Below are 14,534 nucleotides of genomic sequence, written 5' to 3'. Positions count from 1 at the left end.
CATGAGCATGAATCTGGTAACGCTTCTCTACCTGGTCGCCTCCGTCTGCTTCATCCAGGCGCTCAAGGGCCTGTCGCACCCGACCACTTCGCGCCGGGGTAACCTGTTCGGCATGATCGGCATGGGGATCGCGATCCTCACCACGGTCGGCCTTATCTACAAGCTGGGTGCAGAGCTGGCGACTGCCGGCATCGGCTACGTGATCGTCGGCTTGTTGATCGGCGGCAGCGCCGGTTCGATCATGGCCAAGCGCGTCGAGATGACCAAGATGCCGGAGCTGGTGGCCTTCATGCACAGCATGATCGGTCTGGCAGCGGTGTTCATCGCCATAGCCGCGGTGCTCGAGCCGCAGTCGCTGGGCATCGTCGCCAGCATCAGCGACCCGATCCCCACCGGTAACCGCCTGGAGCTGTTCCTCGGTGCGGCCATCGGTGCGATCACCTTCTCCGGCTCAGTCATCGCCTTCGGCAAGCTGTCAGGCAAGTACAAATTCCGCCTGTTCCAAGGCGCACCGGTACAGTTCACCGGGCAGCACAAGCTGAACTTGATCCTGGGCCTGGCCACCATTGCCTTGGGCCTGCTGTTCACCTTCACTGGCCATTACAGTGCCTTCACCCTGATGCTCGCCTTGGCGTTCATCATGGGCGTGCTGATCATTATTCCGATCGGTGGTGCCGACATGCCGGTGGTGGTGTCCATGCTCAACAGCTATTCGGGCTGGGCAGCGGCCGGTATCGGCTTCTCGTTGAACAACTCGATGCTGATCATTGCCGGCTCCCTGGTCGGCTCCAGCGGTGCGATCCTCTCGTACATCATGTGCAAGGCGATGAACCGTTCGTTCTTCAACGTCATCCTCGGCGGCTTCGGCGCCGATGCCGGCGCCAGCGCAGGCTCCCAGGAGCAGCGTCCGGTGAAGTCCGGATCGGCCGACGACGCGACCTTCCTGCTGAGCAACGCCGACAGCGTGATCATCGTGCCTGGCTACGGCCTGGCAGTGGCCCGCGCCCAGCACGCGCTCAAGGAACTGACCGAGAAGCTGACCCATAACGGCGTGACCGTTAAGTACGCGATCCACCCAGTGGCGGGGCGCATGCCTGGGCACATGAACGTGCTGCTGGCCGAAGCCGAGGTGCCGTACGACCAGGTCTTCGAGATGGAAGACATCAACGCCGAGTTCGGCCAGGCCGATGTGGTGCTGGTGCTGGGCGCCAACGACGTGGTCAACCCGGCAGCGAAGAACGACCCCAAGTCGCCGATCGCCGGCATGCCGATCCTCGAGGCGTTCAAGGCCAAGACCATCATCGTCAACAAGCGCTCCATGGCCAGCGGCTACGCAGGTCTGGACAACGAGCTGTTCTACCTGGACAAGACCATGATGGTGTTCGGGGATGCCAAGAAGGTGATCGAGGACATGGTCAAGGCCGTGGAATGATCGCCAGACTCACCTGCACTTATATATAGAAGCGCAGGCAATCCCCTAAAACCCCTGGGTGTCATGCCCGGGGGTTTTTCGTTTGCATGATCCAGATCAACGGCTCTAAATCCAGCCTTCGCCTACGACCATGGTCGCGGGACGGCAACGGGCGAAATCTCTAGACTGCGCTCCAGTAGCTTCAGTAGCCCGAGATAACAATCCATGTACCGTGATCGTATCCGCTTGTCCTCCCTGCACAGCAAGGTAATGAGTGCGGCTGATGCCGCTGGCCTGATCCAGGACGGCATGACCGTCGGCATGAGCGGCTTCACCCGCGCCGGCGAAGCCAAGGCCGTGCCGCATGCCCTGGCCGAACGTGCCAAGCAGTCGCCCCTGAAGATCAGCCTGATGACTGGCGCCAGCCTGGGCAACGACCTGGACAAGCAGCTGACCGAGGCCGGCGTGCTCGCCCGCCGCATGCCGTTCCAAGTGGACAGCACCCTGCGCAAGGCCATCAACGACGGCCAGGTGATGTTCATCGACCAGCACCTGTCGGAAACCGTCGAGCAGCTGCGCAACCAGCAGCTCAAGCTGCCGGACATCGCGGTCATCGAGGCCGTGGCGATCACCGAGCAAGGCCACATCGTTCCAACCACGTCCGTAGGTAACTCGGCCAGCTTCGCGATCTTCGCCAAGCAGGTGATCGTCGAGATCAACCTGTCGCACAACGCCAACCTCGAAGGCTTGCACGACATCTATATCCCGACCTACCGCCCGACTCGCACCCCTATTCCGCTGGTTAAAGTCGATGACCGCATCGGCAGCACCGCAATCCCGATCGACCCGGCCAAGATCGTCGGCATCGTGATCAGCGACCAACCCGACTCGCCATCCACCGTGCTGCCGCCGGACGACGAAACCCAGGCCATCGCCGACCACCTGATCGACTTCTTCAAGCGTGAAGTGGATGCCGGCCGCATGACCAACAAGCTCGGCCCACTGCAGGCCGGCATCGGCAGCATCGCCAACGCGGTCATGTGCGGTCTGATCGAGTCGCCGTTCGAAGAACTGACCATGTACTCCGAAGTGCTGCAGGACTCGACCTTCGATCTGATCGACGCCGGCAAGCTGCGCTTTGCCTCGGGCAGCTCGATCACCCTGTCGACCCGCCGCAACGCCGATGTGTTCGGCAACCTGGAGCGCTACAAAGACAAGCTCGTCCTGCGTCCACAGGAAATTTCCAACCACCCCGAAGTGGTGCGTCGCCTGGGCATCATAGGTATCAACACCGCGTTGGAATTCGACATCTATGGCAACGTCAACTCCACCCACGTCTGCGGCACCAAGATGATGAATGGCATTGGCGGCTCCGGCGATTTCGCCCGCAACGCCCATCTGGCCGTATTCGTCACCAAGTCGATCGCCAAAGGCGGCGCGATCTCCAGCGTAGTGCCGATGGTCAGCCATGTGGACCACACCGAGCATGACGTGGACATTCTCGTCACCGAGCAAGGCCTGGCTGACCTGCGCGGCCTGGCCCCGCGCGAGCGCGCACGGGCGATCATCGATAACTGCGTGCACCCGGACTACCGCGCCGCGCTGAACGACTACTTCGACCGCGCCTGCCAGCGTGGCGGCCACACCCCGCACATTCTGCGCGAGGCGTTGAGCTGGCACGAAAACCTGGAAGAAAGCGGCCGCATGCTCGCCAGCTGATCCAGCACAGCCTGCCTGGACCTGTCGCGGGAGCAGCCCCATCCTCACCTCTGTGGGGGGGTGGGCTGCTCCCGCGATTGCATTCGGACCTACACAGTCTGTTGGCTTGCCCGCCTTTAACTCACAAAAACTGTACTACTGTACTGGTAAAAACGTCGATTTTGTGTCGACACGAAATCGGAGCGCGCTGTTTTTGCACCAAACAAGTGCGCACCGGTACAGTTTCGCCAATTTCAGGTGCAACAGTCGGCTTAGACAGTTAACTGAGTGATCGCAATACTGGTGAACTGTATCTACTGTTCTGGACGACGGAGGAGGATCATTGGCATCAGTTAAATCACTACCTAATGCCGCCATAAGCGGAAGGATGACACATCATGGAACGTACCCTCAGTTCCGATCTGGTTTTCGAAAACAACGCTCAAGCCTCCAACGCTTCGCTGCCTCTGCGCGCCCTGTCGACCTTGCTGCTGTGGCAGCGTCGTATCAGCAGCCGTCGTCAGCTGGCTCGCCTGGACGGTCGTCTGCTGGCTGACGCCGGTATCACCGAGTCCCAGCGTTACGAAGAGCTGAGCAAGCCGTTCTGGCGCTAAGCCCGGGCTCGCTGGCCTCGGCCGGCGCCCTAGAATTTCAAAAGCCCGTCGTGGGAAACCGCGACGGGCTTTTTGTTTGCAGGGCTCTAGTGCGCGTACCACAGCGCAAACCAGCACAGTTTTGATTAGCAGAGAATTGACCAGTACAGTTGCGCACAAAGCCCGTCCAGTTAACCTCTGCACCGCCGCCGCGTGATACGCTTCGTTCAGCCGCTTGGTTGAAAGCATCGCGAGCGATCAAACGTGCGGCAGATAACCAGAATCACCCAGACCCTTACGCAGGAGTCCACGACCATGTCCCGTAAACACCTCATCGGCGCCGCCCTGTTGCTGGCCCTGGCCGGCACCGCCAACGCCACCAGCTTCGTCGTCACCACCGACACGGTCGTGCGCGGCGTAGCCGCCTCCACCGACGCTACCTCCGATCTCTCTTCGTCGTTCCGTGACAGCAAGATCGTCCAGGCTGCCCGCGACGATGCCGCGACCTTCGTCGGCAGCGAAGGCGCAATCCGCGGCGCCAAGCTTGAAAGCGCGTTCATCCATATCCGCCAGCAGCTGCCAAGCCTGCAGGCAAGCGACGCGCAACTGGCCCAGGCCATCCTCGCGCTCTGACACTGCTTACCCAGCGCGGGTAAGCCCCAAGAAGCTGCCAAGTGCCAGTGGAAGGGGCTTTACCCGCGAGAGGGCTGCACATCGGCCCCATTCAAACCGGACACACTGGCCTTGGCCGACGTATCCGGGGTAGCCTTCGCCGTTCACCTCCGTCGCCTTCAGAACTCCATGCGTTATTCGTTGCCGTTACTGTTCGCCCTTATCGGCGTGGGAAGCGCCCATGCCATGGATGTCACCACCCAGAGCCTGGTCGCCAGCAGTTACGTCACCAGCAAGGTGACCTCCGCGCCGTTCGACCGCAAGCTGGTCATCCAGGCCCGCGACGACGCCGCAGCCTTCGTGGCCACCGACGGCCAGATCCGCGGAGCACGCCTGCAGGCGGCACTCGATTCGCTGCGTCATGCCCATGCGTACCATTGTGTCGGTGACCGTGAACTGGCCGAGGCAATTCTCGTCCAATAAACATGTCTGACTCCTTGTATCTTCCGGAGATGCTCCATGCGTAAACCGCTGATCGCCGCTGCCCTCGGCATGCTGCTGCTGGCCGACCTGGCCCAGGCACAAACCCTGGTGGCCACCAGCAATATCATCGTCCGTGCCTTTGGCCGTTCGATCGATTTCACCTCTGACACCACGACGTCCATCCGCGACTCCAAAGTGGTGCAACAAGCCCACGATGACGCCGCCAGTTTCGTCGCCAGCAATGGCGAGATCCGCGGCGCTCAACTGGAGGCCGCCTTCGACACCCTTCGCCAGCGCGTCCCAGAAGCACGCGATGCCAGCGACCAGGTTCTGGCCGAAGCCATCCTCGCTCTGTGAACCACGTGCGTGCCTGGCTGCTGGGCTGCGTCCTGACGCTGCTCAGCACGCCCGCCCTGGCTGGCCTGCAGCTCGAGCTGCAGGTCAGTGGCCTCGACCCACAGCAGCAGCAGGCCTCCCAAGCCCTGCTCGACGAGGCCATGGGCAAGCTTCCCTCCCGCTTCAAGCAACAGCTGGATCGACGCATCCAGGTCAGCTGGAGCGAGCGTATGCCTACCGACGCCTATGGACAGGCCTCGCCGGTCGCGACGCTTGAGCTCAACCGTCGCCTGCTGCCCAGCCTCACCGATGGCAGCGCGGCCAAAAAGAAGACCGACCGTCCTCACGGCACGGTCCGGCAGGAGCTGCTGGCGACCGTGCTTCACGAGCTGACACACATTTACGACCGCGCCCGCCTGTGGCCTGAAGCCGAACGCCAGCTGATCACCCGCTGCAAGCGCCAGCAGGACACCTTGGGCAAGATCGGCCTGCCTGAGCAGTGCCGAGGCCAGGCTGAAAGGCGCTTTACCCTGAGCGACGACCCGCGCCTGCTCGATTTGGCCGGATGGCCGCAATATGTCGGCCGTCGCGGCGATCGCGAGCAACACAATGGCCAGCTGGCCCGCAGCCCTGACAGCTATGAATTGAGCAGCCCCAAGGAGTTCGTTGCGGTCAACATGGAGTACTTCCTCCTCGACCCGAGCTACGCCTGCCGCCGCCCCGCCCTGAATCAGTACCTGCGCGACCACTTCGGCTGGGCCCCACAGCAGAACACTTGCGTCAGCGGTCTGCCATTTCTCAATGCCGGGACCGATTTCGCCCGCCAGCCTCTGGGCGAAATCGACCCGCAGCGGGTCTATGAAGTCGATTACCTACTGGCCGAAGCCAACCAGAACTGGGTGAGCCGTTGGGGCCACAGCATGTTGCGCCTGGTAATCTGCGCCCCAGGCAGGCCTCGTGGCCCAGACTGCCGGCTGGATCTGGACCAACACTTGGTGCTGTCGTACCGGGCGTTCGTCAATGACGTGCAGTTGTCCAGCTGGGACGGCCTGACCGGTGCCTACCCTTCGCGATTGTTCGTGCTGCCGCTGAGCCAGGTGATCGACGAGTACACCAAGACCGAACTGCGCAGCCTGGCGTCGATCCCGCTCAAGCTCAGCCGTCAAGAGGTTGAAAGCCTGGTGCGCCAGGCTGCGGAGATTCACTGGAGCTATGACGGCAACTATTACTTCCTGTCCAACAATTGTGCGGTCGAGTCCCTGAAACTGCTGCGCAGTGGCACTGGCAATCCACGGCTGAACGATCTGGACAGCATCATGCCCAACGGCCTTCTGGAAGTACTCAAAGGGCGAGGGCTGGCCGATACCAGTGTCCTGGATGACCCACGTGAGGCCCTGCGCCTGGGCTATCGCTTCGATTCCTACCGCGAGCGCTACCAGGCCATGTTCGATGTGCTGAAGAAGCAGCTGCCGATCAAGCAGAACAAAGTCGAAGACTGGCTGGCCCTGGATGCCAAGGACCGCAGTACCTGGTTCCAGCAGGCAGACCTGCGCACCAGCGCCGCGTTGCTGCTGCTCGAACAGGCCAGCCTTCGCCGCCAACTGCTGCTGGCCCAGGACGAGGTCAAACAGCGCTACCTGAACGCCACCGCCCTCAAGGACGGCAGTATCTCCAAGGCCAACGACACCTTGCAGAAAATGCTCGCAAACAGCGGCTTCCTCAGCCGCCCGGCGGAGTTGCTGGAAAACAAGGGCTACGGCTTGCCCCAGCCAGAAGAACGCAAGCAGCTCGAGAAGATCAGCAGCGAGCGCCAGGCCCAATTGCTGCGCCTGAGCACCGACCTGGACAAAGAAGTTAGGGCATTGCTCGAGCCTTCGCGGGCCCAGGAGATCGCGGCGGTAGAGGCCAATGTGAAGCAGATCGGCGTGCATCTGCGGGAATTGCACAAAGCCGCCGGCGGTTTGCAGCTTCCCTGATACCGCTCAGGTTGGTGGGGCTGTTTCCGGCCTTCAAAGGCTCTCCTGCGCCTCTCCAGGCAAATCCTCATCCAGATGCAACCAGGGCAACCGGCTGCTGGTCCAGATGTGCCGATTGGCACGTACGCGCTCCGGGTGGTCCAGGGTCGCCACCGTCACGTCGATGCTTGCGGGGCTGTGTAGCGTCAGCAACGCCACATGTGCCCCGCAGTTGGTGCAAAAGTAACGGCTGCAACTGGCAGGAGCGACATAACAGCCCGGCGTGCCCGTCAACCAACTGAAATCGTCACGAGGCAAGGTCAGCCAGGTCACCACCAGACCTCCGCTGACCCGCCGGCAGATCGAGCAGTGGCAATGGGCGACATCTGTAAGATCGCCTTGCAACCGATAGCGCAGGGCGCCGCAATGGCAGCCACCTTCCATTACATCGGTCATCGGCACTACCTCCTGTCGCCTGGTTTCAGCCGAAAGCTGGCTGAAAGCTTCCGCCAATAGGATAGCCCCACCACCGGCAGCAGACCGGTCAGCCAGGGCACCCGGAAGTTTCCGCGCCCGGCCCAATCAACAACAACAATGGTGATACCCGATGTTTTCCTGTGCCCGCCTGTTCGCTATACCTCTCCGGCTACTCCCCGCGCAGCGCCTGACGCGCTGACCCGCCCGAATCGACTTTCCTTTCGCAGCGCACCGCCTGGAGTACCGCCATGCTGACCTTCCTCGGCTTCGCCATGGTCATTTCGTTCATGTACCTGATCATGACCAAGCGCCTGTCGGCCTTGATCGCCCTGATCCTGGTACCGATCCTGTTCGCCCTGTTCGGCGGCTTCTACAGCCACATCGGCCCCATGATGCTCGAAGGCATCAGCAAGCTCGCGCCCACCGGCGTCATGCTGATGTTCGCCATTCTCTACTTCGCCCTGATGATCGACTCCGGCCTGTTCGACCCGGCCGTGCGCAAGATCCTCAAACTGGTCAAAGGTGACCCGCTCAAAGTGTCGGTCGGCACCGCGGCGCTGGCTCTAGTGGTCTCGCTCGACGGCGACGGCGCCACCACCTACATGATCTGCTGCGCCGCCATGCTGCCGCTCTACAGCCGCCTGGGGATGAGCCCGCGGATCATGGCCGGCCTGATCATCCTCGCTGGCGGCGTGATGAACATGACCCCGTGGGGCGGCCCCACCGCGCGTGCCGCCAGCGCCCTGCATGTCGACCCGTCCGACATCTTCGTGCCGATGATCCCGGCCATGGCGTTCGGCGTGGTGGCGATCCTGGCCATCGCTTACCTCTACGGCAAGCGCGAACGGGCTCGCCTGGGCGAACTGCACCTGCCCACCGACGACATCGACCACAGCGAAATCACCGTTTCGCAGTTTCCGGAAGCCCGTCGACCGAAGCTGATCTGGTTCAACGGCGCCCTGACCGCTGCGCTGATGGTCGCCCTGATCGCCGGCGCCTTGCCGCTGCCGGTGCTGTTCATGATCGCCTTCAGCATCGCGATGATCGTCAACTACCCATGCCTGCAACAGCAAAAAGACCGCATCGCTGCCCACGCCGGCAGCGTGCTGGCCGTGACCGGGCTGATTTTCGCCGCCGGTATCTTCACCGGCATCCTCTCCGGCACCGGCATGGTCGAGGCCATGTCCAAGAGTCTGCTGGCGGTGATTCCCGACGCACTCGGGCCGTACCTGGCGGTGATCACGGCGATCGTCAGCATGCCGTTCACCTTCTTCATGTCCAACGACGCCTTCTATTACGGGGTTCTCCCGGTACTCTCCGAAGCGGCCAGCCACTATGGCATCACTCCGGTGGAAATGGCCCGCGCGTCGATCGTCGGACAGCCGGTACACCTGCTGAGCCCCTTGGTACCCTCTACCTACCTGCTGGTGGCCCTGGCGGGTATCGAATTCGGCGATCACCAGCGCTTCACGCTCAAGTGGGCAGTGCTCGTGTGCCTGTGCATAATGCTCGCCGCGCTGCTCATGGGGATTTTCCCGCTGTTCAGCAGTCTGTAAGAAACGCGCACTATTCAACCGCGACGCACCCGCTTGGGTGCGTCGCCCTTATCGCTCAAAGGAAAACACATGGAATGGCTGACCAGCCCGGAAATCTGGGTTGCCTTTTTTACTCTTACGGCGCTTGAGATCGTTCTCGGTATCGACAACATCATCATGATCTCGATCCTGGTCAGCCGCATGCCCAAGCACATGCAGCCGCGCACGCGGATCTTCGGCCTGGCCCTGGCCATGGTCACCCGCATCATGCTGCTGCTGTCGATCACCTGGGTGATGCGCCTGACCGACGACCTGTTCGTCATCTTCGAGCAGGGCATCTCGGGGCGTGACCTGATCCTGTTCTTCGGTGGCCTGTTCCTGCTCTGGAAGAGCTCCCAGGAGATCTACCACGGCCTCGAAGGCGAGGACGAAAACGCAGAAGAGCCCAAGGGCGCAGGCGGCAAGTTCTTCTACACCATTATCCAGATCGCCATCATCGATATCGTGTTCTCGCTGGACTCGGTGATCACTGCCGTGGGCATGGTCTCCCACGTACCGGTGATGATCGCCGCGATCATCGTTGCCGTGCTGGTGATGATGCTCTGTGCAGGCACCATCAGCGAGTTCATCGACAAACACCCGTCGCTGAAGATGCTGGCCCTGTCGTTCCTGATCGTGGTCGGTACCGTGCTGATTGCCGAATCCTTCGACGTGCATGTGCCAAAAGGCTACGTCTACTTCGCCATGGCGTTCTCCCTGGCGGTCGAGGCGATCAACATCCGCATGCGCACCGCCTTGGCACGAAAGCAGGGCAAGGAGCATGAGCCGGTGAAACTGCGCAAGGACATTCCGGGTCAATAAGATCAGGAAGCGCAAGAAAGAAAGGGCCCTTCGGGGTCCTTTCTCGTTTCTGGCGCGAAGTTTCCTTGGGTTGATGACAGCCCTTTCATGACTCAAATGTTTCAAATGCCTGGCGAGCATGCGAAGCTGGCGGCAGGTCCGCAAAACAACTAAAGCTTCAGTGAGCCCCAAAAACAGCCCACCCCCGGGCCCGGCTCACAGCTTCACCTATTGGCCCCAGCCTGGGGCACAAGGCAACAAGGGGGCCCAGAACATGCTGACCCTGCTCAACCTGCTGTCCGCCGTGGCCTTGCTGGTGTGGGGCACGCATATCGTACGTACCGGCATCCTGCGCGTGTACGGCTCAAACCTGCGTCGTGTGCTCAGCCAGAACATGAGCAAGCGCCCACTGGCCTTCATCGCCGGCATCGTGGTCACCGCCATGGTGCAGAGCAGCAATGCCACCGCGATGCTGGTGACCTCGTTCGTGGGGCAGGGCTTGATGGCCATGACGCCGGCACTGGCGATCATGCTGGGCGCCGACGTGGGCACCGCGCTGATGGCGCGGGTGCTGACCTTCGACCTGTCGTGGCTGTCGCCGCTGCTGATCTTCCTCGGGGTGATCTTCTTCCTCTCGCGCAAACAGACCCGCGCCGGCCAGCTCGGGCGCGTGGGTATCGGCCTGGGACTGATCATCCTGGCCCTGCAATTGATCGTGCAGGCCGCCGCGCCAATCACCCATGCCCAGGGTGTGCGAGTGCTGTTCGCCTCGCTGACCGGCGACATCATGCTCGATGCCCTGGTGGGCGCGCTGTTCGCCCTGGTGTCCTATTCCAGCCTGGCCGCCGTACTGCTCACCGCCACCCTCGCGGGCGCCGAAGTCATCAGCCTGCCGGTGGCGATCGGCCTGGTGGTGGGCGCCAACATCGGCAGCGGCCTGCTGGCCTTCTTGACCACCAGCATGCAGAACTCCGCCGGCCGCCGGGTCGCCCTGGGCAGCCTGCTGTACAAGCTGATCGGCCTGGTGTTGATCATTCCCGTGCTGCATCCGCTGGTGGACTGGATGGACTCGCTGAGCTTCAGCCCCCAGGAACTGGTGATCGGCTTCCACCTGCTCTACAACACGTTGCGCTGCCTGGTCATGCTGCCCACAGTCAAACCCATGGGCCGGTTATGCAGTTGGCTGCTGCCAGAGCGCGAGAACGGCAATGGACCGATCAAGGCACGCCACCTGGACGCCACCGCCTTGGGCACACCGAGCCTGGCCCTGGCCAACGCTGCTCGCGAGACGCTGCGCCTGGGAGATATCGTCGATAACCTGCTCGAAGCCATGCTCGGCGCGCTGCGCGGCACCCAGACCGCACTGCCTCAGCAAGTGCGTGCCCTGGGCGAGGATGCCGAAGCCTTGTACAGCGCCATCAAGCTGTACTTGGCACAAATGTCCCGGGAAGACCTGAGCGAACAAGACAACCGCCGCTGGGCAGAGATCATCGAACTGGCCATCAACCTAAAGCTCGCCAGCGACCTGATCGAGCGCATGTTGCGCAAGGTCCAACAGCAAAAGACCTCGCAGCGCCGAGAGTTTTCCCAAGTCGGGCTGGAAGAACTCACTGACCTTCAGGAGCAATTGTTGGCCAACCTGCGTCTGGGCTTGTCGGTGTTCCTCAGCGCAGACCCTGAGAGTGCGCGTTTGCTGCTGCGCGAGAAGCGCCGTTTCCGCGCACAAGAGCGGCGCCTGGCCCACGCCCATGTCAGCCGTCTGCAACGTAAAGTGGTGCAAAGTATCGAGACCAGTTCGCTACACTTGGAGCTGATCGCCGACATGAAGCGATTGAACTCTTTGTTCTGCAGCAGTGCCTATGTCGTACTGGGCGGCGCGGATACGGGCGGACTTCTGCTCGACAGCGTGCCGGACGAGGCCCGCCTGTCCTGAAATTCGCACACACCTGGAGACCCGAGCTCGCCGATGCGTTGCCTGATGTTCGTTTGCCTGCTGATCTGCAGCCTGCCCTCGTTTGCCCTCGATCGTTCGCGGGTAGAGGGTTATCTGTTGCCCAATGGCCTGCAGGTGATCCTCAAGTCCGGCTATGAGCGCGATCACGTGGCCATTCGCCTGGTGGTCGGCGTCGGCCTGGATGACTTCGACTGCGACCAGAAGGAATTGCCGCATCTGCTTGAACACCTGCTGTTCAGCGGCATCGACGACACCGGCGAAGGGGGCCTGGAAGAGCGCCTGCAATCGCTGGGCGGCGAGTGGAATGCCTACACCAGCAGTGCCGACACCACCTTCGTGATCGAAGCGCCCGCGCGCAACCAACGCAAGGTCCTCGACCTGCTGCTGTCAGTGATCCGCGATACCCGCATCGACGCCACGTCCTTGGAGACAGCGAAAAAGATCATAGAACGCGAGGACGGCGGCCATTACGGCCACCTGCAACGCTGGCTCGACCGCCAGGACATCGGCCACCCAGGCAGCGACCAATTGGCCGTGGAGCTGGGCCTGAAGTGCGCCGAGCGCTCCAACCTCGAGGACATGACCCTCGAGCAGGTGAAAACCTTGCGCGAACGCTGGTATGCCGCAAACAACATGACCCTGATCGTGGTTGGCGGCCTGGACCGCCTGCTGCCGGCCTACCTGGAACGCACCTACGGCGAACTGCCGGCCACCGAGCCGGGCGAACGTCGAAACCTCGACACCATCACTCAACAGGCCGAACAACGCCGCGACCTGACCCGCGGCTGGCTAGGGGACAGCGTCAAACTGCACTGGCTGTTCATCGAACCTGCGGCCGACAACGACCAGAACGCCACCCTCGATCTGCTCTCGCGCTATCTGGACTGGGCCCTGTACGACCAGTTGCGCCTGCGCCATGGCTTGTCCTACGGACCATCGGTGCGGCGCGAAAGCTTCGGCGATACCGGCATGCTGGCCTTGAACGCAGACCTCGAGCGACAGGATGTCGACCAGGCGATCAAGGTAATGGAGCAGTTGTTCGATCATCTGCGCAAGAACGGCCTGGACCCGGACACCTTCGCTCGCATCAAGGACGCAGCCATCGCCCGGGAAAGCTGGAGCACCCAGGGCAACAGCGCCTTGGCGGACTATTACTGGGGTGCGCTCAACGACTACAACGACGGGCGCTTCCGTGACCCGGCGCGCAAGCTGCGCCAGGTGAGCCTCAAGCAGGCCGATGCCGCCTTGCGCGCCTTACTCAAGGAGCCCGGCTATTTGCGCATCGAAAAGCCGCTGCTGGGCTTCGACGAACTCTATGGGCTACTCGCTTTGCTGCTGGGAGTAATCCTGGCCGTTGGTCTGCTGCGTCTGCGACGCCATCGGGCAGCTGAGCCCGACGACGCTACACGCAAGCCCTGATTTGGCAGTATCCTGCGGCATCATCTTGCCAGTTCCATCCTGTCGCGAGCTTTTACCGCGATAGGGCCTGCCTGGCCTCACTCACGTTCTTGTCTGTTGCGTCCATGCCCCCGATACCCCATTTCGTCATCCGCGTGATCGAGCTGCTCAAGCGCTACCCCGGCGTCATCGCGCTGGGCGGTTTCTTGTCCGGCATCGGCAGTTTCATCCTTGTCGATCGCCAGGCCAGCCTGGCCAGCTGGGTTGCCGTGCTCATGCTGGTCAGCTGGGTCTGGCTGATGCTGGAGAATACCCTGACGGGCTTGTTCGCTAAGGTGTTCAAGCGCGAGATCCCACAGCCGTTGCTGCGTTACGCGACACAGATGATCCACCAGGAGAGCCTGTTCTTCGTCCTGCCGTTCTTCTTCATCACCACCACCTGGAACAGCGGCCAGCTGGTGTTCACGGGCTTGCTCGGCGCGGCCGGCCTCATCTCGATCATCGACCCGCTGTACTACAAGTGGCTGGCGCCCCGACGCTGGCTGTTCCTGGCGTTGCACACCCTGACGCTGTTCGCCGCCTTGCTGACCGCGTTGCCGATCATCCTGCACCTGACGACCGCGCAAAGCTTCAAGCTGGCATTGATTGCCGCAATGGCGCTGTCGTTCCCGAGCCTGGCCAGCAGTTTCCCGATCAACAACTGGCGCCGCGCGGTGGCGTTGGTGCTGGTGACGCTGACGGTCGGCGGCGGCGGTTGGCTGTTGCGCTCCTGGGTACCTCCGGCGACCCTGTGGATGACTGAAGTGGCCGTCAGTACTGAAGTGCAGAACCGCCAGCCCGGCGACTCTCTCGAGGAAGTCCCCGTCAGTCGCATCCGTAGCGGTGGCCTGTACGCCTACACCGCCATCAACGCGCCGCGCGGCCTGAACGAGCGCATCTATCATGTGTGGCAGTTGAACGGCAAAGAAGTCGACCGCATCGCCCTGGACATCCACGGCGGGCGTAAAGAAGGCTATCGAGCCTGGACCCACAAGCAGAACTTCCCACCCAACCCGGTGGGCAAGTGGCAGGTGAGGGTACTGACCGAGGATGGCCAGGTGATTGGCGTGCTGCGCTTCAAGGTGCTCGACGACGCACCAGCCCAGTGATGCTTGGGCGCGACTGTCTCGTGTTCTTTCACCGATATGTTCGCGGGTGAACCCGCGCCCCCAGTGCCGGTGGCAAGCGACAGCCCAGCAGCCC

The 14,534-nt window shown here is 62.2% G+C and carries 13 protein-coding genes; 12 read left to right on the top strand and 1 reads right to left on the bottom strand.

Features of this window, described 5'->3' with window-relative positions; all coding sequences use genetic code 11:
- Position 1: 1 nt before the first annotated feature.
- The 7 genes from AB1N67_RS00755 to AB1N67_RS00725 all read left to right on the top strand — a co-directional run bounded on the left by AB1N67_RS00755 (position 2) and on the right by AB1N67_RS00725 (position 7,109).
- Positions 2 to 1,432 (top strand): NAD(P)(+) transhydrogenase (Re/Si-specific) subunit beta, encoded by a 1,431-nt coding sequence (locus tag AB1N67_RS00755; RefSeq protein WP_367863477.1) that lies wholly within the window; start codon positions 2 to 4, stop codon positions 1,430 to 1,432.
- Positions 1,433 to 1,636: 204 nt separating this feature from the next.
- Positions 1,637 to 3,130, top strand: a complete 1,494-nt coding sequence (locus AB1N67_RS00750) for an acetyl-CoA hydrolase/transferase family protein (RefSeq protein WP_102082118.1) — start codon at positions 1,637 to 1,639, stop codon at positions 3,128 to 3,130.
- 377 nt (positions 3,131 to 3,507) lie between these two features.
- Positions 3,508 to 3,723, top strand: a complete 216-nt coding sequence (locus AB1N67_RS00745) for a DUF1127 domain-containing protein (protein WP_043207772.1) — start codon at positions 3,508 to 3,510, stop codon at positions 3,721 to 3,723.
- A gap of 294 nt (positions 3,724 to 4,017) precedes the next feature.
- On the top strand, positions 4,018 to 4,335 hold the full coding sequence (locus tag AB1N67_RS00740) for a DUF2388 domain-containing protein (protein ID WP_043207771.1): 318 nt from the start codon (positions 4,018 to 4,020) through the stop codon (positions 4,333 to 4,335).
- 168 nt (positions 4,336 to 4,503) lie between these two features.
- Positions 4,504 to 4,797: a DUF2388 domain-containing protein gene (locus AB1N67_RS00735; protein WP_043207769.1), complete on the top strand. Its 294-nt coding sequence runs from the start codon at positions 4,504 to 4,506 to the stop codon at positions 4,795 to 4,797.
- A 36-nt stretch (positions 4,798 to 4,833) separates the two neighbouring features.
- Positions 4,834 to 5,154, top strand: a complete 321-nt coding sequence (locus tag AB1N67_RS00730) for a DUF2388 domain-containing protein (RefSeq protein WP_043207767.1) — start codon at positions 4,834 to 4,836, stop codon at positions 5,152 to 5,154.
- On the top strand, positions 5,151 to 7,109 hold the full coding sequence (locus AB1N67_RS00725; RefSeq protein ID WP_197852483.1) for a DUF4105 domain-containing protein: 1,959 nt from the start codon (positions 5,151 to 5,153) through the stop codon (positions 7,107 to 7,109). Before AB1N67_RS00730 ends, AB1N67_RS00725 begins: the two co-directional genes overlap by 4 nt.
- A 33-nt stretch (positions 7,110 to 7,142) precedes the next feature.
- Here AB1N67_RS00725 and AB1N67_RS00720 read toward each other — a convergent pair whose 3' ends face one another.
- On the bottom strand, positions 7,143 to 7,544 hold the full coding sequence (locus AB1N67_RS00720; RefSeq protein ID WP_367863476.1) for a GFA family protein: 402 nt from the start codon (positions 7,542 to 7,544) through the stop codon (positions 7,143 to 7,145).
- 269 nt (positions 7,545 to 7,813) lie between these two features.
- Between AB1N67_RS00720 and AB1N67_RS00715 the strand changes: the two genes are divergently transcribed.
- The 5 genes from AB1N67_RS00715 (at position 7,814) to AB1N67_RS00695 (ending at position 14,440) form a co-directional block, all read left to right on the top strand.
- The gene (locus AB1N67_RS00715; RefSeq protein ID WP_043207764.1) at positions 7,814 to 9,121 is read left to right on the top strand and encodes a CitMHS family transporter; all 1,308 of its coding nucleotides are present in this window, start codon (positions 7,814 to 7,816) and stop codon (positions 9,119 to 9,121) included.
- Positions 9,122 to 9,190: 69 nt separating this feature from the next.
- A complete protein-coding gene (locus AB1N67_RS00710; RefSeq protein ID WP_043207762.1) occupies positions 9,191 to 9,961 on the top strand; it encodes a TerC family protein in 771 nt (256 codons plus the stop codon).
- A gap of 253 nt (positions 9,962 to 10,214) precedes the next feature.
- The gene (locus AB1N67_RS00705) at positions 10,215 to 11,873 is read left to right on the top strand and encodes a Na/Pi cotransporter family protein (RefSeq protein WP_367863475.1); all 1,659 of its coding nucleotides are present in this window, start codon (positions 10,215 to 10,217) and stop codon (positions 11,871 to 11,873) included.
- Positions 11,874 to 11,906: 33 nt separating this feature from the next.
- Positions 11,907 to 13,313 (top strand): pitrilysin family protein, encoded by a 1,407-nt coding sequence (locus AB1N67_RS00700; RefSeq protein WP_250034278.1) that lies wholly within the window; start codon positions 11,907 to 11,909, stop codon positions 13,311 to 13,313.
- 104 nt (positions 13,314 to 13,417) lie between these two features.
- Complete coding sequence (locus tag AB1N67_RS00695) at positions 13,418 to 14,440, top strand: DUF5924 family protein (protein WP_043207757.1); 1,023 nt, start codon at positions 13,418 to 13,420, stop codon at positions 14,438 to 14,440.
- Positions 14,441 to 14,534: the final 94 nt, after the last annotated feature.

Source organism: Pseudomonas guariconensis (assembly GCF_040822035.1).
Taxonomy (GTDB): domain Bacteria; phylum Pseudomonadota; class Gammaproteobacteria; order Pseudomonadales; family Pseudomonadaceae; genus Aquipseudomonas; species Aquipseudomonas guariconensis.
This window is presented reverse-complemented; position numbering and strand designations above follow the sequence as displayed.

Coding starts and splice junctions, on each gene's coding strand:
- AB1N67_RS00755 (WP_367863477.1), top strand. CDS start 2: ATGAGCATGAATCTGGTAACGCTTCTCTACCTGGTCGCCTCCGTCTGC.
- AB1N67_RS00750 (WP_102082118.1), top strand. CDS start 1,637: ATGTACCGTGATCGTATCCGCTTGTCCTCCCTGCACAGCAAGGTAATG.
- AB1N67_RS00745 (WP_043207772.1), top strand. CDS start 3,508: ATGGAACGTACCCTCAGTTCCGATCTGGTTTTCGAAAACAACGCTCAA.
- AB1N67_RS00740 (WP_043207771.1), top strand. CDS start 4,018: ATGTCCCGTAAACACCTCATCGGCGCCGCCCTGTTGCTGGCCCTGGCC.
- AB1N67_RS00735 (WP_043207769.1), top strand. CDS start 4,504: ATGCGTTATTCGTTGCCGTTACTGTTCGCCCTTATCGGCGTGGGAAGC.
- AB1N67_RS00730 (WP_043207767.1), top strand. CDS start 4,834: ATGCGTAAACCGCTGATCGCCGCTGCCCTCGGCATGCTGCTGCTGGCC.
- AB1N67_RS00720 (WP_367863476.1), bottom strand. CDS start 7,544: ATGACCGATGTAATGGAAGGTGGCTGCCATTGCGGCGCCCTGCGCTAT.
- AB1N67_RS00715 (WP_043207764.1), top strand. CDS start 7,814: ATGCTGACCTTCCTCGGCTTCGCCATGGTCATTTCGTTCATGTACCTG.
- AB1N67_RS00710 (WP_043207762.1), top strand. CDS start 9,191: ATGGAATGGCTGACCAGCCCGGAAATCTGGGTTGCCTTTTTTACTCTT.
- AB1N67_RS00705 (WP_367863475.1), top strand. CDS start 10,215: ATGCTGACCCTGCTCAACCTGCTGTCCGCCGTGGCCTTGCTGGTGTGG.
- AB1N67_RS00700 (WP_250034278.1), top strand. CDS start 11,907: ATGCGTTGCCTGATGTTCGTTTGCCTGCTGATCTGCAGCCTGCCCTCG.
- AB1N67_RS00695 (WP_043207757.1), top strand. CDS start 13,418: ATGCCCCCGATACCCCATTTCGTCATCCGCGTGATCGAGCTGCTCAAG.